Origin of the sequence: Brevibacillus sp. AY1, assembly GCF_029870785.1 — a bacterium.
In the GTDB taxonomy this organism is placed as follows: domain Bacteria; phylum Bacillota; class Bacilli; order Brevibacillales; family Brevibacillaceae; genus Brevibacillus; species Brevibacillus invocatus.
In genome coordinates, this window is sequence record NZ_JAFLPN010000003.1 from 106,406 (window position 1) to 127,784 (window position 21,379).

The window sequence follows — 21,379 nt, forward strand, 5'->3', positions numbered from 1 at the left end:
CATTCATTACCATGTCACGAAACCTTAAAACCAATGCTCCGGACGGGAAAGCGATGGCGGGATCTTGGTCTCGCCGTCGCCTTTCGCTGCGTTGAGCTGGGCTTGGGTGAGAAAAATACATTCGGTGAGGTCAGCACCCCGAAGGTCCGCATCTCGGAAGTCAGCACCGATGACATCCGCTACTCGCAGGTCAGCCCCTCTGAGATCAGCAGCAATCAGGTATGCCCCTCGCAAATTTGCACAGCGAAGATCTGCTCCTTTGAGCTTGGCACCGATCAGATCCACTCCCCTGCCGTACTTCTTCTGATTACCTTTCATTCCTTTGAATCCTCTTCTGGCTTCATCCCGGACGAGCTCGCTGGCCTTTAAAAGCCATTCATTCACTTCGGCACGATGTGCTGCAACGTCGAGCTTTTTAAGATCATCTGCAGGGAGTTCAGCGAATCGTTTGGTTTTCTCGAACATCGCTTGGAGTGACGTATGAATAGGTCGGGCTGGCTGCAGGGTAAGGGCTTCACTGACGTACCAGAGCAGCTCATGAAGCTGCCACATGATCGGGAATACCTCAAACATTTGCTTCGCAGAGCCGGGAGCTTTCCGCCAGTTGCTCCCCCCAAACGTCACTTGGGAAACCTGTTGCCCCGCCCCAAAACAATCGTACACCGTGCATCCACGAAAGCCTCTCTCCCGAAGGCTGCTGTGAATCCCGCAGCGAAAATCAGGATGCAGGTTTTGACAGGCCGTCCCGCCCTCCTTGTCGATGGCAAAATCTGACGAAGCTGCGAAGGGCAGCGCGACACAGCACAATCCAAAGCAGTTTTCGCAGTCTGCTTTCAGCGTCAATCGATTATTCTCTTTCATTCTGTAAGCTCCCTTCGCAGAGGTTTTCAACCTCTATTTTCAGGCAATAGACGTCAAAGGATGATTCACTTTCACCGGATACAGCTGATCCCCATTGACCCTTACAAAAAGGCCATTATCCCATGCAGTCCGATCTGTTACGATCCCTTCGTCTTCCGGTGTGAAATAAAAAACGACCTTTGTCGTGTCTACGCTCGCTAGCTTCTCTACGATCGCTTTCAGATCGACTTCCTTTTTGCTGACCAGATCGTACATGTGCAGGCACTCGTTCTCATGCCGATACATCACGATCACATCCTCTTCTTCCAGGTAATAGAGATCCTGACCGTAGACGTACAAGGCATAAAACATAAAGATACCCGCACTATCCTCTGTCCCGAACCGTTGCGACACAGGGCGTCTCTGCGAAGCAAAGCGAGCTATAAAATCCAGGTCTTCATGACGTGAGATTTCTAGCTGTCGCAAGCCTGTCTGGTCTACTGCTGGGCGCGGCTTGATATCCGCTGAAAACTGGAGCTCTTCTACCCTGCGAAATCCAAACCTGGGGTAGAAATCCATCACAGACTCATTGGCAAAAAGGTACATGATTTCATATTCATTCTCGTATTCTTCCACTATTTGATTCATCAGGCGAGCTGACAAGCCCTGTCTGCGATAGTCGGGATGGGTCATGACCGTTCCTATTTGGATCGCTTTCTTCTTCTCGCCATTGATTACGAGTGAAAGAAGATTCACTGAAACATTTGCCACTACCTGGCCCTGCCATACGAAAGAATGAGGGATGTAACGCTCATTCCAAAAGCCTTTCTGGTACCACTCTTCAAAATCAATGCCAAAAGTCGCGTTGGCCAAGGCACAAAAGCTCTTACGAAGCGTTTCGTCATGTCGATAGCCCTTGGCGTATATCATCTCCTGCAAAATCGCAGCCCCCTTGTTCATTCTCTGAAGGCTCAATGGCAAGCCTGTTTTGAATTTTACCACAAAACGGAAAACACGACCTCTTTCGTTCAACGTTGTTTGTTTCGCTTTTTCAATTCCTTGGCCAATAACGAGCTTCGAAAGCCTTTTTGCTGAATAAACTCCCTGATCTCTTCTACACTCATATACGACAGACGAATATGGTAGTAATTGACGTGCTCAATAATCGCAAACGCAAACAAGAAGACAAACCAGTAAAACTCTTTCGGAAAGACCATACACTGGTAAGCCAGAAACAGAAATCCGATGACGATTAACACCAGATTGCTCCTTTTCAAGAACACAAACAACCGCAGCTGTTTATCCGCAAGCTGGGAAAAGACACCCCTTTTCACCTGTCTCCACTTCAAAAACCAGTAATACCCTCCTTGAAGCAGAATCCATTCTAGCAAAACAAAAGCGTAGATAGATGAAACTGGAGTCAGATATGCTTCGAACCCTTCGTCGAGTTGTGTATATAGGAACCACAGCACGGCAAATAATAGAGTTGCAAACCACTCGCCTGTGAATAAACTGAACAGCTTTTTCCGTACTTTATTTTGCATCCGCTTTTCCTTTCTCCTTGCTGCTGGATTTGGATGTTTGTTCGTAACCTTCGTGAAATCCTAATTTTAGCGAAAAAATGTTACAAATGCGAGTGGGTGGATCCTATGCTATACTGATTCGCAGAGAGAGTCTTCTCTCTGATCGCCCTTTAGAGGAGGGTTTTACGCCATGATCATCCAGTTCATTCGTTACCGTTCATGGAAGGTACAGAGAAGTAGGCTCACGTCATTTTTTTACAGATGGCTTGGGTTTATTTAACTGTGCCTTTTTCATTCATGAAAAAACCAATGAGGGTCATGTACGCCAAGAGCTTGCTTTGTTCAAGTGGCCATTGCTTTGATCTTGCCAAGCAAGGCTATGTGAACTTGCTGACCCGTCCACACAAAACCAAATATGACTCACAGCTGTTTGAAGCTCGGCAAAAAGTGAGCATCAGCGGATTTTTTGAACCATTGATTTCCCACATAAGCGAGCGCATCCCCCACATGATGAAACCGAGCTGCGACATGATCAGGATGTTGGATGCGGGATGCGGAGAAGGTTCACATTTGACCGCCATCCAGAATCGAATCCTTGCACGAAACCAACCTGAATATCTTTGGAGTCGGGGTGGACATATCCAAAGAAGGAATCCGGATCGCTGCGAGAAGCACGTCCGACATCTGGTGCGTGGGTGATCTCGCCCATTGTCCATTTAAGGACCAATCCTTTCACGTGATCTTGAATCTCTTGTCTCCTTCCAACTATTCCGATTACAGAAGATATAATCTATCCATCTACTGAAATGAGGTGCCGTCATGAACCGCACATCCTTTTCCGACACAAGCAAGCAGATTGGCAAAACCGCTTCTGTAGGATTTCAGGTTGGCGTGCGTAGAACCTTCCCCATCCCGCAAGAGCAGGCTTGGGAGATGCTAACCTCGTCAGAAGGGCTGACATTATGGCTCGGCAATTCCCCCTCCGTACAGCTAGAAGCTTCATTGGGAGGACGTTCTGCTCACCCTTCAGCAAAAAATAATAGGTCCGTGATAGAAGGGACCTATCCCGCCACCCTCTGACTGATCAGTAGGGTGGTTTTTTCATCTCTTTCTTCCCAGTTTGAAGGCTTTGCAGATAGGGTATAGGGTATAAACGCATAAGGAATAGGCTTTTTGGAACCAATTTCTTCACCAAACAATATTTCTTTTTAATAAAAATGAAATAAGACCTATAGACCTTATGCATGATCTATACGAATATGAAAAAAACCTGTCTGTTTGAGAAAGGATGCCAAAATAATGAAAAAATTCATGCCCTCAATCTTGGCTTTGTCGCTTATGGTGACGAGCACGTCAGTCGCAGCTGCAATGAATACGGTGGATCAAAAAGAATCAAAGGCAGTCGGTCAAGGAAAAGGCAGCAAGGCTGATGACGACGACGACGATGACGACGATGATGACGACGATAAGGAAGAAAACAAAAAAGAGAAAAAACACAAAGACAAATACGAAGGCATTGAAAAGAAACTTGAACATCTCCTGAAAGTACGCGAACAAAGTAATAATGAACACCAGAAAGAAGCTCTCGATAACGTGATTCAAAAAATGGTTACCATGCTCCAAGAAGAGGGAACGGTCAAAACGGATGCCGAAGCCATAGAATCACTCATCGAGAAGCTGGAGACTGATATTGAAGACGGAACGGCCTCTTCCGAGAAAATCGTGATCCTGGTCGAGATGAAAATGAAGAACAAAAAGGCCAAGGAAGCACTGAAAAACCTGGAAGATGGACTCCAGCACCATCCGAAATCCCAAGAGCTGTACAAGCTGTTAAGCAAGCTTTACGCTGAACAGGGAGATACGCAGAAAATCAAAGTCTTCGTAGAAGGTAAAAAGCCAGCTTTTGATGTGGAGCCTTATCTGAAAGATGGACGCAATCTGGTTCCCGTCCGTGCTATCTCAGAGGCACTCGGCTCTGATGTAAGCTGGAACGCGGACAGTCAAACCGTCGTTATCAAGAAAAATGGCACCGTCGTTGAATTGCCATTGGGCAGCACCAAAGTAAAGGTTAACGGGGAAGAGCGCAGCATCGATTCGACTGCCGAGCTGAAGAACGGGCGAATTATGGTTCCAGTCCGTTTCATCTCTGAATTTTTGGGACAAGAGGTAGAGTGGGATTCCACCAGTAAAATCGTAATCATTAAATCTGTGTAACCACTTGCCACCAGCACATCAATATTTCGGGATCGCTCCCTTCGTCTGAACAAGACGGACGGGAGTGATCCTATTTTTTTCCCTCACAGGCTGGTTCCCGATTCCCAGAAAGTCAGGACCGTAGAAACGTTAATTCGTTAATAGTTAATCATCCTAAGCTGATAGATAATATGATTAATTTTGCAGCTACTCTAGAGGAGGAATTTACAGAATGTTCAAATTTAACAGAACACGCATTTTTATTCTATCATTCATTTCCTGTATGCTGATCCTCGCTGGGTGTGGAAATGGCAGCAGCCCCGCAAGCCAACCTGCAAGCTCCGGTGAAGCCTCCGCTGGAGCTGTCGAGTTGAAGCTGGTCAGCTTTTTAGCGCTAGACCACCCATTCCCCAAAGACATGGTTCCCCTGTGGAAAGAGAAAGTAGAGAAAGCATTAAACGGCGCCGTGAAAATCCGGGTCGTTGGTGGACCAGAATCCTTGCCGGTAGGCGACCAGTTTGATGCTGTTCGCAATGGTGTCGTAGACATCGGCTTCAATGTCAGCTCCTACTACGGTCACCTGATGCCAGAAGCTCACTCCCTGAACATGTCTCCTTTTACACCTGCTGAGGAGAGAGAAAACGGGTATTTTGACTACATGGCGGATCGCTTCGAGAAAAACAACCTCGTCTATCTGGGCAGATGGCTCAGCGAGTCTCCCTACTATTTCTGGACGAACAAAAAAATCAGCTCCCTGTCAGAGCTTCAAGGTACAAAGTTCCGTTCCAATTCCACCTATCACGAGGTCATGCTTGCTTTGAACATGGTTCCGATGGAAGTCAACCCCGGTGATGTCTATACCTCGCTCGAACGCAAAATGGTGGATGGATTTGGCTTCCCGCTCCTAGGTCCTCGCTTGAACGGGTGGACAGAAGTGACCAAGTATTTGATTGACGAACCGTTCTTTAATCAAAATGCAACGATCATCATGAACGTAAAAGCTTTCCAATCCCTGTCACCTGAGAATCAGCAAAAGCTTCGCGATGTAACCAAAGAATTCGAACAAGAAATGGTGGCGTATTTCAAAAAAGAAAACGAAGCAGAAAAGAAAGCCCTACAGGAAAAAGGCGTAGAGCTGATCAAACTAAGCCCTGATGAAAGCCGTTCCTTCCAGGACATCGTGAAAAAAGAAAAGTGGGCTGTGATCGAGAAGGCCGTTCCAGATCAAATCGCGGATTTAAAAAAGCTGCTCCAATACAACCCTTGAGTTCTTCTTGAGGGCTGCGCTTTGCAACCGGCTTTTGCATATAGGCTAGAGGAGTGACACTGAATGAAAGACATCCTGTTCAGATGGCTCGACCGCATAGAAAACGTCTTGGCCGTTCTTGCCTGTCTCCTGCTTCTGTTCGCTACTTTTTCCATCGGCGCTCAAGTCATTAGTCGCTACTTTTTCAACTATCCACTCATGTGGGTCGACGAAATCAACGCCTACATCCTGGTCTACCTGCCGTTTTTGGCAGGTGCCTGGCTGGCGCGCAGCAGCGACCATATCACGGTCGATATTATCGATAGCACCTTGTCACCGCGTATGCGCGCCTATAACGACATACTTGTCGCGTTGATCGGCATCGGAGTGAGCATCGTCCTGGTCTGGTACGGCACTCTTGTGACCATCGATCATTTCGTCCGGGATATTCGCAGCATGTCTGTCCTGGCTTTTCCCAAATTGTATGTCGTCTGCATCATCCCGATCGGTTCGTTCGTTTTGCTCTTGGAATTTACACGAAAGCTGTACCTGGCTTTCCTCCATCGCACGGAAGCGAGTACGGACGATGAGTCTGCCTTGCCAGAAACAAAGGCGATGTTTGCCAATGAACAGGTCGTAAAGGAGGGATAATCGTGGATTGGTGGCAAATTCTCTTCCTGATTTTTTTCAGCTTGCTGGCACTGATGCTGATCCGAGTGCCCGTAGCCTTTTCATTCCTCGCTGTCAATATCGTAGCCGCCATCTTTCTGTGGGGTGGCGAAGTCGGCTTGAAGCAGCTCATGGGGAGCATTGAAAGCTCACTCGCAACCTTTGCCCTGGCACCGATCCCCTTGTTTATCCTGATGGGCGAGATTATGTTCCACACGGGCATTGCTCCCAAAATGATAGATACGCTGGACAAGTGGTTCGGGAAAGTGCCGGGACGCCTGAGTCTCTTGGCTGTAACGGGGGGAACCCTGATCTCGACACTGACTGGCTCGACGATGGCCAGCACCTCGATGCTGGGCTCGACGCTCGTACCAGAAATGGAGCGCCGGAACTATAAAAACCAGATGTCGATCGGCCCGATATTGGGCAGTGGCACGCTAGCAGCCTTGATCCCTCCGAGCGCATTGGGCGTACTCTTGGCTTCGATGGGCCAAATTTCAATCGGCGCCTTTATGATCGCGATCATTTTACCAGGTGTCTTGATGGCCATCCTGTTTGGTCTCTACATCATCATCCGGGCGAAGCTTCAGCCGGATCTGGCTCCGAACTACGCCGTAGACGCGATTTCGCTATCTGAAAAAATCAAAGCGACTGTAATCTATATCTTTCCATTGTCCCTGATCATTTTTCTTGTGGTAGGCCTCATGTTTTTGGGCGTGGCCACTCCTACAGAAGCGGCAGCGATGGGAGCAATCGGCAGCTTGCTTCTGGCCGCCTACTACAAGCAATTGAATTTCCATACGCTGCGCAAAGCGCTGGTCGGCACCTTGAAGATTTCTGCCATGATGCTGATGATTATTGCCGGCTCCACCGGATTCAGTCAAATCCTCTCTTTCTCAGGAGCCACCAATGAGCTGGTCAGCCTGATCGCGAGCATGGATCTTTCGCCAACATTGCTGATCATCGGAATGCTATTGATCGTTCTGGTGTTAGGCTCCTTCATGGAATCCCTGTCCATTCTTATGGTTTGCCTGCCGATCTTCATTCCCATTGCCAACATGATGGGCATTGATCTCTTGTGGTTTGCGGCGATGCTGCTCATCACGATCGAAATCGGCACGATCTCGCCTCCATTTGGTACCGGACTCTTTGTGATGAAAGCCGTCGCTCCCAAAGGAATCCGAATGGGGCAGGTCTACACGGCAGCATTCCCGTTTATCCTGCTCGATTTGTTGCTGGTCGGAATCATCATGGCTTATCCTCCGATCGCAACCTGGCTCCCTACTTTAATGATGAATTAATGGGATCCCATCCACGTAAAAAGCTGATCGACTGCATTCATGCGTTGATTGGCTTTTTTACATCTCCCATCTTTTCCGAATAAAATAAGACATATTTTTTAAATGTTTTGTCGAATGAAAGGAATATTTGTCTGTTTGTGGAATAGTCCTATCTAACTATTATTTCCCATACGTTTTGGACTAGCAGCGAGGTGCAGCAGGTGAATTTCCGTTTTGGAATCAAGTTAACGATGACCATGATCGTATTTGCTATCGCGATTTCCTTTACCATAGCCACGAATGATTACCTGCGTCTCAGGGACCAAGCGATCCAAAATAAACTGGATCAAGTCCAACGGGACGAGCAACTGGCCAAATACGCTTTGGAAACCATTGAAAAAGCCTATTCTGTATTTGGCGACAATATCGCGCTCAAAATGAAGGATACTTCTGTTCAGCTTTCGGACATGTATGAAGCCAACCCTTCCTTTGATACATGGGATTTCGCCTCCCTCAAGCAGTTCCTCTCTTTGGACATCTATATCATCAATGACCAGAACACGATCACCCACAGCAGCTTCAAGCAAGATATTGGCCTCAACTTTTCAAAATGCTGCAAGAAGCTATCCAAAATCCTCGATGAAAGAAGAGCATCTGGCGAATTTTTCCATGACGGGATTGATATCGAGCAAAAGACGGGACTTATCAAAAAATACAGCTACATGCCGACACGAGACAAAAAATACATCATTCAGTTAGGCCTGTCTCTGCAAGAGGGAGATATTTTTCACAAGTTCAATTTTCTCAGCACCATCGAAGAGCTGGTACAACGATCTTCCTCGATCAATGAGATTCATATACTGAACACCGGTGGTTATGCACTCGGAAATCCAGCCAATGACCACGCCCACAAGCTCACATCGGAGCGAAGAAGCGTATTTGAAGAAACATTAAAAACAGGGAAAACCACTGAGTACATCGGCGAGTGGAACAACGAGCCTGCGATTTACCGCTATGTGTACTACTTATCGGAGTATGACAAGGGAGCGACAAACCGCAAAGTCCTGGAAATCATCTATAACGACAAGGATTTACAAGCGATTCTGACTGACCATAAGCACAAATTCATTATTCAGCTGATGATTATATTGATCTGTACCATCATTCTTTCCATTCTCATCTCTAGCTGGGTATCCAGACCGATGTACCTCGCTTTTCACGACAGCCTCACAGGATTGAATAACCGTGCAGCGCTGGACGAGCGGCTAGAGTCTGCGATCTCCAAAAACAAGGGAAGCACTGCCCTGCTGATGATCGATCTGGACAACTTCAAGCTCGTCAACGATCATCTGGGACATGATACAGGGGACCATTTGCTAAAATGCGTGGCGCAATGTCTTCGAAAGGTATCCCGCAATGAAGATACCCCGATCAGGCTGGGCGGGGACGAGTTTGTTTTGATCATGCCATCCGCGAGTAAGGAAGATGCTGAACATGCAGCTAAAGAGCTGATCACTTCGATCCTGAATACGACTGCGCAGGAAATTGATTTGGACGGAGAAAAAGTAACGGTCAGCATCGGGATTGCACTCGCTCCCGAGCATGGAGAAGACACCGACATGCTTTGCAAACGGGCGGACATCGCGTTGTACGCTTCCAAAGAAAAAGGAAAGAATCAGTACCAGTTCTATGCTTGATCGCTTCTCCTGCAGACAGCCTTTTGCGAGGCTGTCTGTTCTTTTTCTTCCCCTACAAATCCTGCGAGAGACGTATCATATCCACGACTTGAATGCCATTTTCATAGATTTCCTCCTCGTAATGCCTGAGAAAAAAATCCCTGTCGACCCCCGTGATGCGAAAACCGCATTTTTGATAGAGTGCGAGCTGACCTACGCTCGAATTGCCTGTTCCTATTTCTATTGTTTTATAACCGATTTCCCGGGCCAACTGAATGGCGTGATGCACCAGGCTTTTCCCGATCCCTTTCCCCTGACTCTCTTCGTCCACAGCCAGGTTCACCAGCTCTACCGTCTCGGGCCGGGTTGGCAATAGCACATAGGTGCCTACGATGCGCTGATCCAGCTCAGCCACGTAGCACTGCCCTCTTTTCAGATACTCTTCCACCAGCTTTTCAGATGGATCTGCCAATAGGAGCAAGCTCATCGGAGGGTGTTCGGTATGATCCAGTTTTCGTATGTTCATGCTCTAGACTCCTTCATCACACATCGTTTATCAGACTTTTTCGTCATGAAAGAGTAAAAACCTCTGCTATTCTCACAACGAAATCGGTCTGAAAAAAGTTTTATGAAACTTTATCAAAACATAAACTTACCGGAATGTTTATCAACAATAATTAAATCTTCACTATACTCATTTTCACCCTCCTTTTACCTAGGTATAGTAAATACCAGGTCAGGTTCTAAAAGGAGGGACATTCTGTGTACAAAGGCACTTTCTTAGGCTTCTGTTTCTTGCTCTGCGCTTGCGTGCTGTTTGCGGGTTGTGGAGAGCAGGCCTCCAGTCATACGCAGGTCGATACGAAAACAGAAGAAAAATCAGACCAGCGTCCAGACGAGAAAGTCCTGCGTATGAACCTGCGATTGGAGCTGCCGACCGCAGACCCTGCTTTCGCGGAGGATTCTACCTCTGTTGCAGTCATACGAGCAACCTTCGATGGCTTGACACGGATGGGCAAGGATGGAAAGCCCCAGCTGTCAGTTGCCGAAAAAGTGGACGTATCAAAAGATCAGCTCACGTATACGTTCCACTTGCGCGATAGCACATGGAGCAACGGAGATCCCGTGACGGCGCATGACTTCGAATATGCTTGGAAGCGTGTCCTAAATCCCCAGACCACATCCATTAATGCGTACCAGATGTTCTACCTGAAAAACGGTGAGAAGTTCAATAACGGCGAGGCAACTGCAGATGAAGTCGGCGTAAAGGCACTCGACGACAAGACCTTGGTCGTGAAGCTAGAAAATCCTACTCCCTATTTTTTGGAGTTGACTGCCTATTTTACCTACTATCCGGTGAACCCAAAAGTGATCGAAGCCAACGCCAAATGGTCCACAGAGGCAAATACCCACGTGGGCAACGGGCCATTCAAAATAGAAAAATGGGACCATAAAATCAAACTGGTTCTCGCAAAAAATGACACGTACTGGGACAAAAATGCCGTCAATCTGGATCGTGTGGACTTCTCCATTATCGAAGATGAGAACACAGAGCTGTTCTTGTTTGAAAAAGATGAGCTGGATTGGGCAGGTTCCCCATTAAGTACGCTGCCGATCGAAGCCATGCCTTCCCTGAACAAGTCAGGGAAGATGACAACCCAGACCATTGCAGCCACCTACCTGTACAAATTCAATACCGAACAGGTTCCTTTCAACAATGTGAAAATACGCAAGGCTTTTTCCTATGCGATCAATCGTCAGCTTATCATCGATCATATCAAGCAAGGGAATCAGGAGCCTGCCCTGGGATTCCTGCCACCGTCGATGTCTGTCAATACGGGACCTTATTTTCAAGACAACAATGTGGAAGTTGCCAGACAGCTGCTGAAAGAAGGAATCGCCGAATTAGGGCTGTCCAAGCTGCCTTCTGTCACCTTGTCCTTCAACAGCTCCACCTCACACAGAGTCGTGGCTGAAGCCATACAGGATCAGTGGAATAAAGCCTTTGGCATCGAAGTGAAGCTGGAAAACAAGGATTGGAAAGTCTTTTTGGAGGATCAGCATCTCGGCAACTATCAAATCTCCAGATCTGGCTGGATGGCGGACTTCAACGACCCGATCACATTTCTGGAAATTTTCCGAGACAAGGAAGTAGGAAACAACGATACCGGATGGGAAAATGCCCGCTATGAAGCACTGCTAAGGCAATCCGCAAAAGAGCGAGACCCGCAAAAACGAATGCAGCTGCTCGGCCAGGCAGAACACATACTCATGGACGAAATGCCGATCGCTCCGATCTTCTTCTATACCAACTCTTGGGTCAAAAACGAGAGAGTGAAGGATGTTTTCATAGATGGACTGGGTAACCTCGAGCTGAAGTGGGCGGATATCGTGCCACAGATTCAGGAGTACAATTAAATACACATGATTGGGAGTGGTGAAGGATGAGAGAGCATCTAGAGAAATTCCTTGCATCGAGCCCTAGAAAGATCGTGAATACCTTTGACTTGGAGCAGTACGTGATACAGGAGTTAAAGGATGGCTACTGTGAAGAAGCATTTTCCGAGGAAATCCATCGGCTCGTGCACGAAGACTATTTATTGCCCGTTACGAGCCGGCAAAAATACGGCCCACATGGTCTGTACAATGGATATCGGAAAGCGAAGCCTGTCCCCAATCAAAATGATCGTTGGGGCCCGTTGCTGAACGATTTGCATCCGCTGATTTCGACAGCTTATTATTTGGAGAATCCGAACCAAATGACCGCGGACATGAAATATATTTTGAGCATCGACAGATTTTTAAAGAACGGAGGCGACATCGAGCAGCTGACGATTCAGCAGCGGTCGTTCTCCCTGTTTAAAGATGAAGGCTTTTTAGGCAGACGGAAGGGACAGGCGCTACTGCAAAGACTGCGGCTGAGCTATGCCGACTTGCATTGCCATCAACCCGTTCTGCCCTTTGTGTATTCGGTAAACATATCAGAAAATGAGAGTCCGACCCGTCATATTCTCATAGCTGGCGGGCAGGACAGCTTTCATACGATACGTAAGCTTCTGATAGAAGGCAAAGACCACTTTTTGCAAAAGCGCGTAGATTTGCTTATATTTGGTGATGGAGACAAGATCGCTAGCTCACTGAACTTTTTTGAAGAGATTACTCCCCTTCGATCCAAACAGAATCAGTTCTACTACTTCGGAGATGTAAGCTACGAGACGTTTCATTTTATCAGGAAATTGCAAAAAATGTATCCCAGCTACGACATCCTTCCGTTTCAACCCCTTTTCCATGAGATGGTGAAGCTGGATCCCTCCACGGCTGTCATCGATCGGAAATGGGTGCGTGACAAAGAAAGAGAAAAAGATGTGCGCGAAATCCTAACAACGTTTCCCCCAGCAATCGCGTCTGCTCTCGAAAGAATTGTCCTCACTGGCAAATACATACCACAAGCAGCCCTGACGAGACGCAGTTACGAAAAAGTTTTTCAACGTCTTGAAGAAGAAGCAGGCGAGAAGCGGAACTAGCCTAAGAGAACTTTCGCAGAGGAGAGATCAGCTTGTTCATTGTGAATGTAGAAGCAGCCATCTTCCATCAAGGCAAGTGGCTGATGATTGAACGCAGTTTGAAAGAAGAGCATGCCGGAGGAACGCTCTCTCTCGTCGGTCGTCCCGGTCATCAATATCGTGTTTCTTTGTACGTACAGCTCTGGGATCGCTTATGCCAAAAGCCCCGATGAAGTCGAAGCTACGTATTGGCTGCGGGAAGAGGAAATCATGGAACACCCGAAAGCACCCTCTTGGACAAAAGAAAGCGTGAGTAGAGCCGCTGCACTCTTGCGTGGGCAAGAGCTGGAGTAAAATAGCGAAATCAGAATAGAGGTGCGAGGATGGATATTTTTCTAGTCAGACATTGTCAGGCACATGGACAAGAGACAGATGCTCCTTTGACCGAAACAGGACGTGAACAGGCCTATCACTTGGCCGAATTTTTGCAAAAAAAAGAAATCGGATTGATCATTTCCAGCCCGTTCCTTCGAGCTCGTCAATCCGTCCAGCCCTTGGCTGAGCAGTTGGGCCTTTCCGTCGCTGTAGACGAACGGCTGGGAGAGCGTATCCTGTGCGCTGAGAATCACCCGGATTGGCGCGATATGCTGGAAAAGACATTTGACGATCTAGACTTGTGTTATCCGGGTGGAGAGTCCAGCAGAGAAGCGATGCATCGAGCCCACTCCGTCATACAGGAGGTCATTGCTTCCAGTTCGGCAAACACCGTACTCGCGACTCATGGAAATCTGCTCTCCTTGCTGCTCAAGCACTACGATGACAGCATGGGCTTTGCGCAATGGCAGGGGCTTACCAATCCTGATGTTTACCTGCTGTCTGTCGATGGGAAACGAACGAAGCTACAACGGATTTGGATGGGGTGAGCGTGACTCACCCCTCTTTATTTCTTTTTAGCCGAGTAAAATAAAAACAGGGGAATTCTCAGTCGGCGTTCGTAGGTTTCGTCTGTGAGAAAATGGGCGCGTACAGGTGTCTGATAGATGTTTTGCAACAGGCTGTTCAGATCCTGTACGTAGTGAATGGCCAGTCGGGAAAGCACCAGATCATATTCCGCTTGCGGGTAGTCCCAGTCTTCCATCCGAGCGTGAACGATTTGTCCATCCCAGCCTTCCAGCGTCTTTCTGGCTGCATGAACCATATTGATGGAGCCTTCCAATCCTACGTAGGCAGCACAGCCATTTGCCAGACATTCTCTTCCAAAGTTTGCGTCGCCGCATCCGATATCCAGAATACGCAAGCCTTTGACGCAGCCGAGAAGCTCTTGGAAGACAGGCTTTTCCAGGGTGTCATTGGCATTCTCCTCTGCCTTTCTGCGCTCCATGTATCGCTCAAAATGATCGGGGTTGTCGTAAAAATCTGATCCGCGATATTCCATTTTAATCCATCTCCAAAGGCAAGCGCATCGTCATTGTCCTGACCTTGAATCCCATCTGCTCATAGAGCTGCACCGCGTGATTATCTGCAAAAACACTGAGTCGCACCTCGGGATACCCACCTTGTCTCAGCTGGTCAATTCCGCTCTTCATCAAGGCTTTGGCGATTCCCTTCCCCCGGTAAGCATCCGCAACGTACAGCTCGTAAATAAAGCCAATTTCCTGATCTGTAAACGAGTCTTTGCTCGGCCCAATCAAAATCCAGCCTGCAATCTGCCCCTCCTCGGTTGCTAAGAGATAATACGCGCCTTTTTGCAAAAGCGGCTCTACCATTTGTTTGATTCTTTCTTCCGTCGGGCTGACTCTGCCCATTGTCCCATCGAACATGGCTTGTGGGGATCGCTGTAGGATCTCTCCCAGCTCGTCGTGATTTGGTCTTCTTATTTCCATATCCATTTCCTTTCTCATTTCGTGTGATTTCTTTTTCATGTCATCCTCTTCTTGTCCATGATCGCCAAGAAGAGTCAGGCACGCACTGTCCGCCCAAAACATACGATGAATCAACAAAACGTTGATTACAAGGGTGAAAAATAAAATGAATTGGTACTTTGAGCCTTACTATGTATCTTCGCAGCATGATTATGTACCAAGCCAAAGCTTTGCGGAAATCCAGGGTCGTCTCCAGTGACGGGTACGCACGAATGAGTTTCTTTACGAACAGATTCCGCGCAGCAGATGTGATCGGCAAGGCCGTGATCATTCATCAAAATCCGGATGACTATCGCTCGCAGCCTTCGGGAAATGCAGGAAAACGATTGGCATGTGGCGTCATTCAAGCTGGATAAGTGAAAGCCATGACACAGAGTAACAGACTCTGTGTTTTTTTCTAATCATTTTCAAAAAAATAGGCACATTTCCCTAAAATGCATAGGTATAAATTCCGATATTATATCTAGTTCATCTGGTAAAGGAGATCTACAACATGATTTGGAACAAAAAACTTTTCAGCATTGCCCTTCTGTTTATGTTCTTATTTTCTACGTTGGGGACCAGCATCGCCGACGCAGCCTGTTTTGCAATCCGCAATCCCGTGGCCCCTCTTTTGAAGGAAGTCATTGTTCAAGAGGATGGCAGTCTCTCCGCATATGTGCGCGTTGAGCCGGAATACCTCGAACAAATGGAGCTGATTTTTACCAGCAAAAAGGGGAAGGAACTGTTTCGTGTTCCTGTGACAACCGTAGCCAAACAGCGAAACGACACAGTTCGAGCAAAGGACTTGCAAGGGAATGATATCGAGGTCAAGGTGAAAACCGGTGAAATTCGCGTTCCCAAAAAAGAGCTGGACGAGCTTAAGGACGACATGCTGGTGAAACTCGAAGTGAAGAATTATAAGCCAGCCAAGCCAGCGAATGAAGAAGGCTTGCAGATCGGTCTGGTCGTGTCAGAAGAAGGCTGCGGCAAATCGACGCTGCAATCCGAAGCCGAATCCATCTACTTCAACACAATCAAAGAAATCGATTTCCCAGGATATGTGAACATCCATGAAGGTTCCATCCAAATCGTTATCAACCTGACACCGGAATACGAAAAGGCGAAATTTAACCTGCTGATCTTGGGCGAAAACGGAAAGCTGATCAAGCGTATTCCCGTACAAACCAAGAATCCAACGATTTCTTCCAAAAACCTGTCACTCTCAGCTGGCACCTATACTGTCCAGCTCGAAATGTCGCACAATGGGGTCAAAACCGTCTCCAAGAGCGTCGTCTGGGTGATTTCCCCGCCTGAAATCGAGTTTTCCATTCCTAGCGGCGCCAGCTTTCCAGGAAGTGTAACCGTCAATAGCAATGGTACCATCAAAGTAAACCTTCAGGTATCCAGCACCTACCATGTTTACGAATACTATCTCGTCGTAGTCGATGCATGGGGCAATGAAGTGCGACGGATTTTGGTCAATCCGGCAAACGTGAATACGATCATTCAAAATCTGAACCTGACCACAGGCGGGTACTCGGTGTTCATCGAAGTGATCGATCCTGAAAGCCAGGAATACGCCCAATCCCTCTCGACGTTTTATACCGTGAACCAGACTGGACAGATCATCGTCTTCATCGATGGTCAATTGCAAAGCTACAGCAAACCACCTGTCAAGATGAATGCACGTGTGCTGGTCCCCATGCGCGCTGTTTTTGAAGCATTTGGCGCAAAAGTAGACTGGGACGAAGCGACGCAGAGCGTCACGGCAACGAGAGGAAATGATGTTATTCATCTGACGATCGGTTCCAAAATCGCTTACAAAAACGGCCAACGTATCGTGATGGACGTTCCCGCTATCCTGTATAACAACGAAACCACCATGGTCCCGATCCGCTTTGTCAGTGAAGCATTGGGAGCTACAGTCAGCTGGGATGGGTACTCCAATTCCGTCATCATCAGCAATGAATAACTGAACACAGCAAAGGGGCGATCTGTATCACCCCTTTTTTCTTTCACTACCAGCGTAAGGCAGAAAGGTCTATTTTCGGTACGAGCCCTTCTTCCGCTGCACGCCCAAGCAAAGCTGTAATGGCTGCGAAACCATCCTCACCCAAGTCTCGCGTGAACTCATTCACGTATAAGTCAATGTGCGCTTTTGCCACTTCGACAGACAGCTCCTGTGCATGGCGCATCACGTAATCCAGCGAGGCTTCCGGATGTGCCCAGGCGTACTCGACGGAAGCGCGCGTCCATTTGGTCAGCGCCTCCAGATCCATATGTCTGCGGGCAATGATCGCCCCGAGCGGGATCGGCAGATTGGTATCTGTCTCCCACCAGCTCCCCAAGTCCTGCAGCAAAGATAGACCGTAGTTCTGATAGGTGAAGCGTGCTTCATGGATGACCAGACCAGCATCAATCCGACCGTCTCTCACGGCAGGCATAATTTCATGGAATGGCATGACGACGATTTCTCCTACACCACCCGGTACATTTTGCGCTGCCCACAAGCGGAACAGGAGATAGGCAGTCGATCGCTCACTAGGTACAGCTACGCGTTTTCCAGAAATTACAGACGGATCTGTGCCATCCGCATGGGTCAGAACCAGAGGACCGCAGCCCCGTCCAAGCGCACCACCGCAAGGAATCAAGGCATAGTCTTTCAAGACCCAAGGCAATGCCGCGTAGGAAATTTTCATTACCTCTGGCCCTTCTACACGGGTAGCCAAAGTATTCGTAATGTCGATGTCCGCATATTGGATCTCCAGTTCAGGTGCACCAGGAACCAAGCCATGCGCCCATGCGTGAAAAACGAAAGTATCATTGGGACAAGGTGAAAAAGCAATTTTCATCGTAGTACCTCCCGTAATGCTGAACTTGCTTGCTCCAGCGCACTTAATGCTTCCTTGATCCGCCAGGCTGATTTATCTCGCGGTCCGATTGCATTGGATACCGCACGCAATTCCACAATTGGCAAGCCAAAATCCAGAGCCGCTGTAGCCACCCCAAATCCTTCCATCGCCTCTGCCGCTGCTGTTGGCACACGAGCCAACAATTCTGCTGTGGTCTGTGCTGTCCCCGTAACCGTCGATAAGGTGAGAACAGGAGCACAAACGGCTGGAATTCCGGCTTTTTTCACGGCTGCCGTCAAGCTACCGGACAGATCAGAGTCAACACTGATGCGAGCCGAGCCAAACCCCAGCTCGTCCACGCTCATATAGCCGTCTGGTGTTTCCGCGCCGAGATCGGCACAGATGATTTCACTTGCTACGACGATCGATCCGACATCTGCCCGACCGACAAAACCACCGCAGATCCCTGCACACACAACCAGATCATACGGTTGGCTGGCCAACTCTCTGGCTGTCCGTGCTGCTGCCGACATCGGGCCCACTCCCCCGATAATCACCTCGAATCGGCTATCCGCCTGAAGTCCTCGCCACACGGCTTCACGTTCTGCTTCGACAGAAGTGACGACCAGCACGCGTCTTTCTTTCCACTGAGCCTCCATTTGCCCAAACTCCCTGTCTTCTTGATTTCTGCAACCTGCCTGTCCTGCTTTCCACTCTCCACGTTATCGCTACTTTCTTGCCATGTAAAGCGGTTTGCAAAGTTTATCTGCCTTACACGGTATTTAGCGAATAATTCCTTTTACAATCATGCATCATGATAAGGAAAGTCCGCCTGAAACAGGCAGGTAAAAAAAGGTACAGGAGGCATCAAGCATGGGAAGCGATTTTATGTCAGCCGTAAAAAACAGACGAAGCTATTACGCTATCAGCAAAGACAGTCCTGTTTCAGATGAAACCTTACACGAGCTGATCAATGAAGCTGTCAAGTACACGCCGTCGGCTTTCAACTCGCAAAGTGCCCGCGTGGTCGTATTGCTCGGCCAGAAGCATGATCAGCTGTGGGATCTGACAAAGGAAACATTGCGCAAGATCGTTCCAGCAGATAAATTTGCACCCACCGAAGAAAAGATGAATGCGTTCAAAAGCGGTTACGGAACCGTGCTGTTCTTTGAAGATCAAAGCGTTGTAGAAAATATGCAAAATCAATTTGCCCTCTACAAGGATAACTTCCCGATCTGGTCCAATCAATCATCCGGGATGCTGCAGTTCGTGGTTTGGACAGCTCTGGAGGACGCTGGCTTCGGTGCCTCTCTGCAACATTACAATCCATTGATTGACGAAGAAGTGGCAAGCACCTGGAACCTTCCTTCCACATGGAAGCTGATTGCGCAGATGCCCTTTGGCAAACCGACAGCAGAGCCAGGAGAAAAAACCTTCCAGCCTTTGGAAGAACGAGTCAAATTTTATTCCTGATTGACTTGAAGGGACTGTTCTCTTCTCTCCTTTTAGGGAGCCTGTAGCTCGATACGCAAACGCTCCGCGGAGTGCCGTTTTCATTCCATATGAACAACAACATCTCGCGGAGTTGGCGTGGGCTTTTTTCCAATTTATCCATTTGCATTTGTATTTTGCCTGTGATATGATGATGATAATTAAAGAAATTTTCAAGCGTTCACATATTGTAAAGGGTTTACATGTATGTTCGAACCTTTTCCAATGTGTGAATTTTTATTTTCAACAAATAAAAGTTGCATATTCATTTTATCTTTTTGGAGGTAACACCCATGCAAACAGGTACAGTAAAATGGTTCAACGCTGAAAAAGGTTATGGCTTCATCGCAGTTGAAGGCGGAAACGATGTATTCGTTCACTTCAGCGCTATCCAAGGCGACGGTTTCAAAACCCTCGAAGAAGGCCAACGCGTTGAATTCAACGTGGTAGAAGGCAACCGCGGACCACAAGCTGAGAACGTTGTAAAACTGTAATTGGCATACAAACACAAACCCTGCTTCGGCAGGGTTTTTTCATACCTTCGCTTGTAAGAAGATTCAGAAATGGTTGACATCTATGGATGCCAGCCCATATAATCACTTTATAATTAATCTTAAGCAATGGCGCTTAAGGCTACATACCAGCACTCTTTTGTTCATCGTCTGTCTGTGATTCCACCAAGAATCTCAATCACAAGTTCATACAAGTAAGCAATGGCGCTTAGGTACCTCTCGCTCGCGAGATATCCTAAGCGCCTTCCTTGTTTACCTGGCATAAAGGGGGACGAGACACAAACAAGCAACCTTTCCTGACAGCACCTGTACCGGACAAGGAGTACAGGAGAAATCTTGCAAAAAAGGTGGGATTCAATCGTGGAGCATATTGGAAGCGTTATCATTTACATTATTATGATTTGTGCCGTCATCGGCGCCATCGCTGCCATTCGCAACAGTGATACAGGGCTTGGAAAGGAATTCATGGAAGGCTTGCACTCGACAGGCTACATATTTGTACCTGCCGCGGGTATTATGGCTTCCCTCCCGTATATTTCCTGGTTTGTTGAAAAAGCAGTCTCCCCGCTTTTCCATCAGATCGGAGCTGATCCAGCGATCGCTGCTACAGCCATTCTCGCTTCCGACATGGGAGGCTATCAGCTAGCCAATATGCTGAAAAGCTCCCTCGAAGGCTGGGTCATGGCTTTGATCGTCGGTTTCATGGCTGGAGCTACCATTGTTTTCTCAATTCCAATGGGATTGGCGATGCTCGACAAACGTGATCATAAGTATATGGCGCTCGGTATCATGTCCGGGATCCTGACTGTTCCGATTGGTGCTTTCATTTCCAGTGCCATTCTCGTTTTGACCAACATGCAAGTACGTCCCGAGATTGCGGCTAGCGGCGAGTCGACCTATGCTTTTGCCATCGGAATGGGGCAGGTAATGCTGAACTTGTCTCCCATCCTCGTCTTTGTAGTCGCGATTGCCTTGGGGCTGCGCTTCCTGCCGGACATGATGATCAAAGGCTTTATGATCTTTGGTAGAACGATGGATGCTGGAATCAAGCTCGTTCTCGTCTTCTCCATTGTGGAATACTTTACCGGCTTTTTCTCTATGATAGGCGGCTCCTGGGGATTTGACCCGATCATTGCAGATGAGAAGGACCAGTTCCGAGCATTGGAAACAGCCGGTTATATCGGAATTATGCTGGCAGGTGCTTTCCCCATGGTCTATCTGCTGCGCAAATATGCGTCGAAACCATTGGAAGCATTGGGCATGCGTCTCGGATTGAGCCCCACAGGCAGCGCAGGCTTGCTGGCTACCATCGCCAATATCCTGGCTATGTTCCGCCTGGTACGCTTTATGCCCCCCAAGGACAAAGTCATTAATATCTCCTTTGGTGTGTGTGCGGCCTTCCTGCTTGGTGATCACCTTTCCTTCTCGGCCAATTTTCAGCCCAATATCATTTTGCCTGTTATTGTCGGGAAGCTGAGTGCCGGTGTCATCGCGATCGGTCTCGCTTACTGGCTCTCTGTTCCAAAGGCACTGGAGCTGGAAAAGCAGGATCGGGCAGCGGGCATTATCGGTCCCCACGAATACCTGGATGAGAAGCAAGCAACCAGTGACACCGAAGTCGCTGCAACCAAAGAGTAAGTCATACACACGAAAGAGCTGTCCACACAAATGTGGATGGCTCTTTTCATCC

General features: G+C 48.0%; 23 protein-coding genes and 2 pseudogenes. 17 read left to right on the forward strand and 8 right to left on the reverse strand.

Annotation, left to right across the window (positions count from 1 at the left end; all coding sequences use genetic code 11):
- Positions 1-24: 24 nt before the first annotated feature.
- From JZI27_RS05240 to JZI27_RS05250, 3 genes are all read right to left on the reverse strand, one after another.
- The gene (locus JZI27_RS05240; RefSeq protein ID WP_280206977.1) at positions 25-861 is read right to left on the reverse strand and encodes a pentapeptide repeat-containing protein; all 837 of its coding nucleotides are present in this window, start codon (positions 859-861) and stop codon (positions 25-27) included.
- Between the two features lie 39 nt (positions 862-900).
- Positions 901-1,770 carry a GNAT family N-acetyltransferase gene (locus JZI27_RS05245; RefSeq protein ID WP_280207024.1) on the reverse strand — a complete coding sequence of 290 codons (870 nt, stop codon included), beginning with the start codon at positions 1,768-1,770 and terminating at the stop codon, positions 901-903.
- 98 nt (positions 1,771-1,868) lie between these two features.
- Entirely contained in the window at positions 1,869-2,384 is a 516-nt protein-coding gene (locus JZI27_RS05250) for a hypothetical protein (RefSeq protein ID WP_122909201.1), read from the reverse strand.
- Between the two features lie 297 nt (positions 2,385-2,681).
- Between JZI27_RS05250 and JZI27_RS05255 the strand changes: the two genes are divergently transcribed.
- The 8 genes from JZI27_RS05255 to JZI27_RS05285 all read left to right on the forward strand — a co-directional run bounded on the left by JZI27_RS05255 (position 2,682) and on the right by JZI27_RS05285 (position 9,448).
- Entirely contained in the window at positions 2,682-3,062 is a 381-nt protein-coding gene (locus JZI27_RS05255) for a putative RNA methyltransferase (RefSeq protein WP_280206978.1), read from the forward strand.
- On the forward strand, positions 2,995-3,168 hold the full coding sequence (locus JZI27_RS25035; protein ID WP_415783032.1) for a hypothetical protein: 174 nt from the start codon (positions 2,995-2,997) through the stop codon (positions 3,166-3,168). Before JZI27_RS05255 ends, JZI27_RS25035 begins: the two co-directional genes overlap by 68 nt.
- Positions 3,169-3,182: 14 nt before the next feature.
- Complete coding sequence (locus tag JZI27_RS05260; protein ID WP_122909199.1) at positions 3,183-3,443, forward strand: SRPBCC family protein; 261 nt, start codon at positions 3,183-3,185, stop codon at positions 3,441-3,443.
- A 219-nt stretch (positions 3,444-3,662) separates the two neighbouring features.
- Positions 3,663-4,577 (forward strand): copper amine oxidase N-terminal domain-containing protein, encoded by a 915-nt coding sequence (locus tag JZI27_RS05265; RefSeq protein ID WP_280206979.1) that lies wholly within the window; start codon positions 3,663-3,665, stop codon positions 4,575-4,577.
- 211 nt (positions 4,578-4,788) lie between these two features.
- Entirely contained in the window at positions 4,789-5,823 is a 1,035-nt protein-coding gene (gene dctP / locus JZI27_RS05270; protein WP_280206980.1) for a TRAP transporter substrate-binding protein DctP, read from the forward strand.
- Between the two features lie 63 nt (positions 5,824-5,886).
- Positions 5,887-6,453: a TRAP transporter small permease gene (locus JZI27_RS05275; protein ID WP_280206981.1), complete on the forward strand. Its 567-nt coding sequence runs from the start codon at positions 5,887-5,889 to the stop codon at positions 6,451-6,453.
- A 2-nt stretch (positions 6,454-6,455) separates the two neighbouring features.
- Complete coding sequence (locus tag JZI27_RS05280) at positions 6,456-7,772, forward strand: TRAP transporter large permease (RefSeq protein WP_280206982.1); 1,317 nt, start codon at positions 6,456-6,458, stop codon at positions 7,770-7,772.
- A 200-nt stretch (positions 7,773-7,972) separates the two neighbouring features.
- A complete protein-coding gene (locus JZI27_RS05285) occupies positions 7,973-9,448 on the forward strand; it encodes a GGDEF domain-containing protein (protein WP_280206983.1) in 1,476 nt (491 codons plus the stop codon).
- Positions 9,449-9,500: 52 nt separating this feature from the next.
- Here JZI27_RS05285 and JZI27_RS05290 read toward each other — a convergent pair whose 3' ends face one another.
- Positions 9,501-9,953, reverse strand: a complete 453-nt coding sequence (locus tag JZI27_RS05290) for a GNAT family N-acetyltransferase (protein ID WP_122909193.1) — start codon at positions 9,951-9,953, stop codon at positions 9,501-9,503.
- 236 nt (positions 9,954-10,189) lie between these two features.
- Here JZI27_RS05290 and JZI27_RS05295 point away from each other — a divergent pair, with 236 nt between their 5' ends.
- From JZI27_RS05295 to JZI27_RS05310, 4 genes and pseudogenes are all read left to right on the forward strand, one after another.
- On the forward strand, positions 10,190-11,845 hold the full coding sequence (locus JZI27_RS05295) for a peptide ABC transporter substrate-binding protein (protein ID WP_280206984.1): 1,656 nt from the start codon (positions 10,190-10,192) through the stop codon (positions 11,843-11,845).
- A gap of 26 nt (positions 11,846-11,871) precedes the next feature.
- Complete coding sequence (locus JZI27_RS05300; protein ID WP_122909192.1) at positions 11,872-12,951, forward strand: hypothetical protein; 1,080 nt, start codon at positions 11,872-11,874, stop codon at positions 12,949-12,951.
- 32 nt (positions 12,952-12,983) lie between these two features.
- Positions 12,984-13,284 (forward strand): annotated as a pseudogene (locus JZI27_RS05305) (hypothetical protein).
- 29 nt (positions 13,285-13,313) lie between these two features.
- Positions 13,314-13,853: a histidine phosphatase family protein gene (locus JZI27_RS05310; protein WP_122909190.1), complete on the forward strand. Its 540-nt coding sequence runs from the start codon at positions 13,314-13,316 to the stop codon at positions 13,851-13,853.
- 17 nt (positions 13,854-13,870) lie between these two features.
- Here JZI27_RS05310 and JZI27_RS05315 read toward each other — a convergent pair whose 3' ends face one another.
- Both JZI27_RS05315 and JZI27_RS05320 read right to left on the reverse strand, forming a co-directional pair.
- A complete protein-coding gene (locus tag JZI27_RS05315) occupies positions 13,871-14,365 on the reverse strand; it encodes a class I SAM-dependent methyltransferase (protein ID WP_280206985.1) in 495 nt (164 codons plus the stop codon).
- 1 nt (position 14,366) lies between these two features.
- Positions 14,367-14,813 (reverse strand): GNAT family N-acetyltransferase, encoded by a 447-nt coding sequence (locus JZI27_RS05320; RefSeq protein WP_280207025.1) that lies wholly within the window; start codon positions 14,811-14,813, stop codon positions 14,367-14,369.
- 230 nt (positions 14,814-15,043) lie between these two features.
- Between JZI27_RS05320 and JZI27_RS05325 the strand changes: the two are divergent.
- Positions 15,044-15,208: pseudogene (locus tag JZI27_RS05325) on the forward strand (superoxide dismutase family protein); the annotation flags it as partial.
- Positions 15,209-15,345: 137 nt separating this feature from the next.
- A complete protein-coding gene (locus tag JZI27_RS05330) occupies positions 15,346-16,806 on the forward strand; it encodes a copper amine oxidase N-terminal domain-containing protein (protein WP_251244105.1) in 1,461 nt (486 codons plus the stop codon).
- A 46-nt stretch (positions 16,807-16,852) separates the two neighbouring features.
- On the opposite strand, the gene JZI27_RS05335 is transcribed toward JZI27_RS05330, so the two are convergent.
- Positions 16,853-17,686 carry a 1,4-dihydroxy-6-naphtoate synthase gene (locus JZI27_RS05335; RefSeq protein ID WP_122909187.1) on the reverse strand — a complete coding sequence of 278 codons (834 nt, stop codon included), beginning with the start codon at positions 17,684-17,686 and terminating at the stop codon, positions 16,853-16,855.
- The gene (locus JZI27_RS05340; RefSeq protein ID WP_251244106.1) at positions 17,683-18,345 is read right to left on the reverse strand and encodes a futalosine hydrolase; all 663 of its coding nucleotides are present in this window, start codon (positions 18,343-18,345) and stop codon (positions 17,683-17,685) included. The genes JZI27_RS05335 and JZI27_RS05340 overlap by 4 nt, the downstream gene beginning before the upstream one ends.
- Positions 18,346-18,559: 214 nt before the next feature.
- Here JZI27_RS05340 and JZI27_RS05345 point away from each other — a divergent pair, with 214 nt between their 5' ends.
- The 3 genes from JZI27_RS05345 (at position 18,560) to eutH (ending at position 21,327) form a co-directional block, all read left to right on the forward strand.
- Positions 18,560-19,159 carry a nitroreductase family protein gene (locus JZI27_RS05345; RefSeq protein WP_122909185.1) on the forward strand — a complete coding sequence of 200 codons (600 nt, stop codon included), beginning with the start codon at positions 18,560-18,562 and terminating at the stop codon, positions 19,157-19,159.
- Positions 19,160-19,470: 311 nt separating this feature from the next.
- Positions 19,471-19,671: a cold-shock protein gene (locus JZI27_RS05350; protein WP_048031362.1), complete on the forward strand. Its 201-nt coding sequence runs from the start codon at positions 19,471-19,473 to the stop codon at positions 19,669-19,671.
- A gap of 378 nt (positions 19,672-20,049) precedes the next feature.
- On the forward strand, positions 20,050-21,327 hold the full coding sequence (gene eutH / locus JZI27_RS05355) for an ethanolamine utilization protein EutH (protein ID WP_280206986.1): 1,278 nt from the start codon (positions 20,050-20,052) through the stop codon (positions 21,325-21,327).
- Positions 21,328-21,379: the final 52 nt, after the last annotated feature.

Bases quoted from the DNA above. Each gene is read 5' to 3' on its own strand.
- JZI27_RS05240 (WP_280206977.1), bottom strand. From the start codon at position 861: ATGAAAGAGAATAATCGATTGACGCTGAAAGCAGACTGCGAAAACTGC.
- dctP (WP_280206980.1), top strand. From the start codon at position 4,789: ATGTTCAAATTTAACAGAACACGCATTTTTATTCTATCATTCATTTCC.
- JZI27_RS05300 (WP_122909192.1), top strand. From the start codon at position 11,872: ATGAGAGAGCATCTAGAGAAATTCCTTGCATCGAGCCCTAGAAAGATC.
- JZI27_RS05250 (WP_122909201.1), bottom strand. From the start codon at position 2,384: ATGCAAAATAAAGTACGGAAAAAGCTGTTCAGTTTATTCACAGGCGAG.
- JZI27_RS05345 (WP_122909185.1), top strand. From the start codon at position 18,560: ATGGGAAGCGATTTTATGTCAGCCGTAAAAAACAGACGAAGCTATTAC.
- JZI27_RS05330 (WP_251244105.1), top strand. From the start codon at position 15,346: ATGATTTGGAACAAAAAACTTTTCAGCATTGCCCTTCTGTTTATGTTC.
- JZI27_RS05310 (WP_122909190.1), top strand. From the start codon at position 13,314: ATGGATATTTTTCTAGTCAGACATTGTCAGGCACATGGACAAGAGACA.
- JZI27_RS05245 (WP_280207024.1), bottom strand. From the start codon at position 1,770: ATGATATACGCCAAGGGCTATCGACATGACGAAACGCTTCGTAAGAGC.
- JZI27_RS05275 (WP_280206981.1), top strand. From the start codon at position 5,887: ATGAAAGACATCCTGTTCAGATGGCTCGACCGCATAGAAAACGTCTTG.
- JZI27_RS05265 (WP_280206979.1), top strand. From the start codon at position 3,663: ATGAAAAAATTCATGCCCTCAATCTTGGCTTTGTCGCTTATGGTGACG.
- JZI27_RS05320 (WP_280207025.1), bottom strand. From the start codon at position 14,813: ATGGAAATAAGAAGACCAAATCACGACGAGCTGGGAGAGATCCTACAG.
- JZI27_RS05335 (WP_122909187.1), bottom strand. From the start codon at position 17,686: ATGAAAATTGCTTTTTCACCTTGTCCCAATGATACTTTCGTTTTTCAC.
- JZI27_RS05350 (WP_048031362.1), top strand. From the start codon at position 19,471: ATGCAAACAGGTACAGTAAAATGGTTCAACGCTGAAAAAGGTTATGGC.
- JZI27_RS05340 (WP_251244106.1), bottom strand. From the start codon at position 18,345: ATGGAGGCTCAGTGGAAAGAAAGACGCGTGCTGGTCGTCACTTCTGTC.
- JZI27_RS05260 (WP_122909199.1), top strand. From the start codon at position 3,183: ATGAACCGCACATCCTTTTCCGACACAAGCAAGCAGATTGGCAAAACC.
- JZI27_RS05290 (WP_122909193.1), bottom strand. From the start codon at position 9,953: ATGAACATACGAAAACTGGATCATACCGAACACCCTCCGATGAGCTTG.
- JZI27_RS05255 (WP_280206978.1), top strand. From the start codon at position 2,682: ATGTACGCCAAGAGCTTGCTTTGTTCAAGTGGCCATTGCTTTGATCTT.
- JZI27_RS05315 (WP_280206985.1), bottom strand. From the start codon at position 14,365: ATGGAATATCGCGGATCAGATTTTTACGACAACCCCGATCATTTTGAG.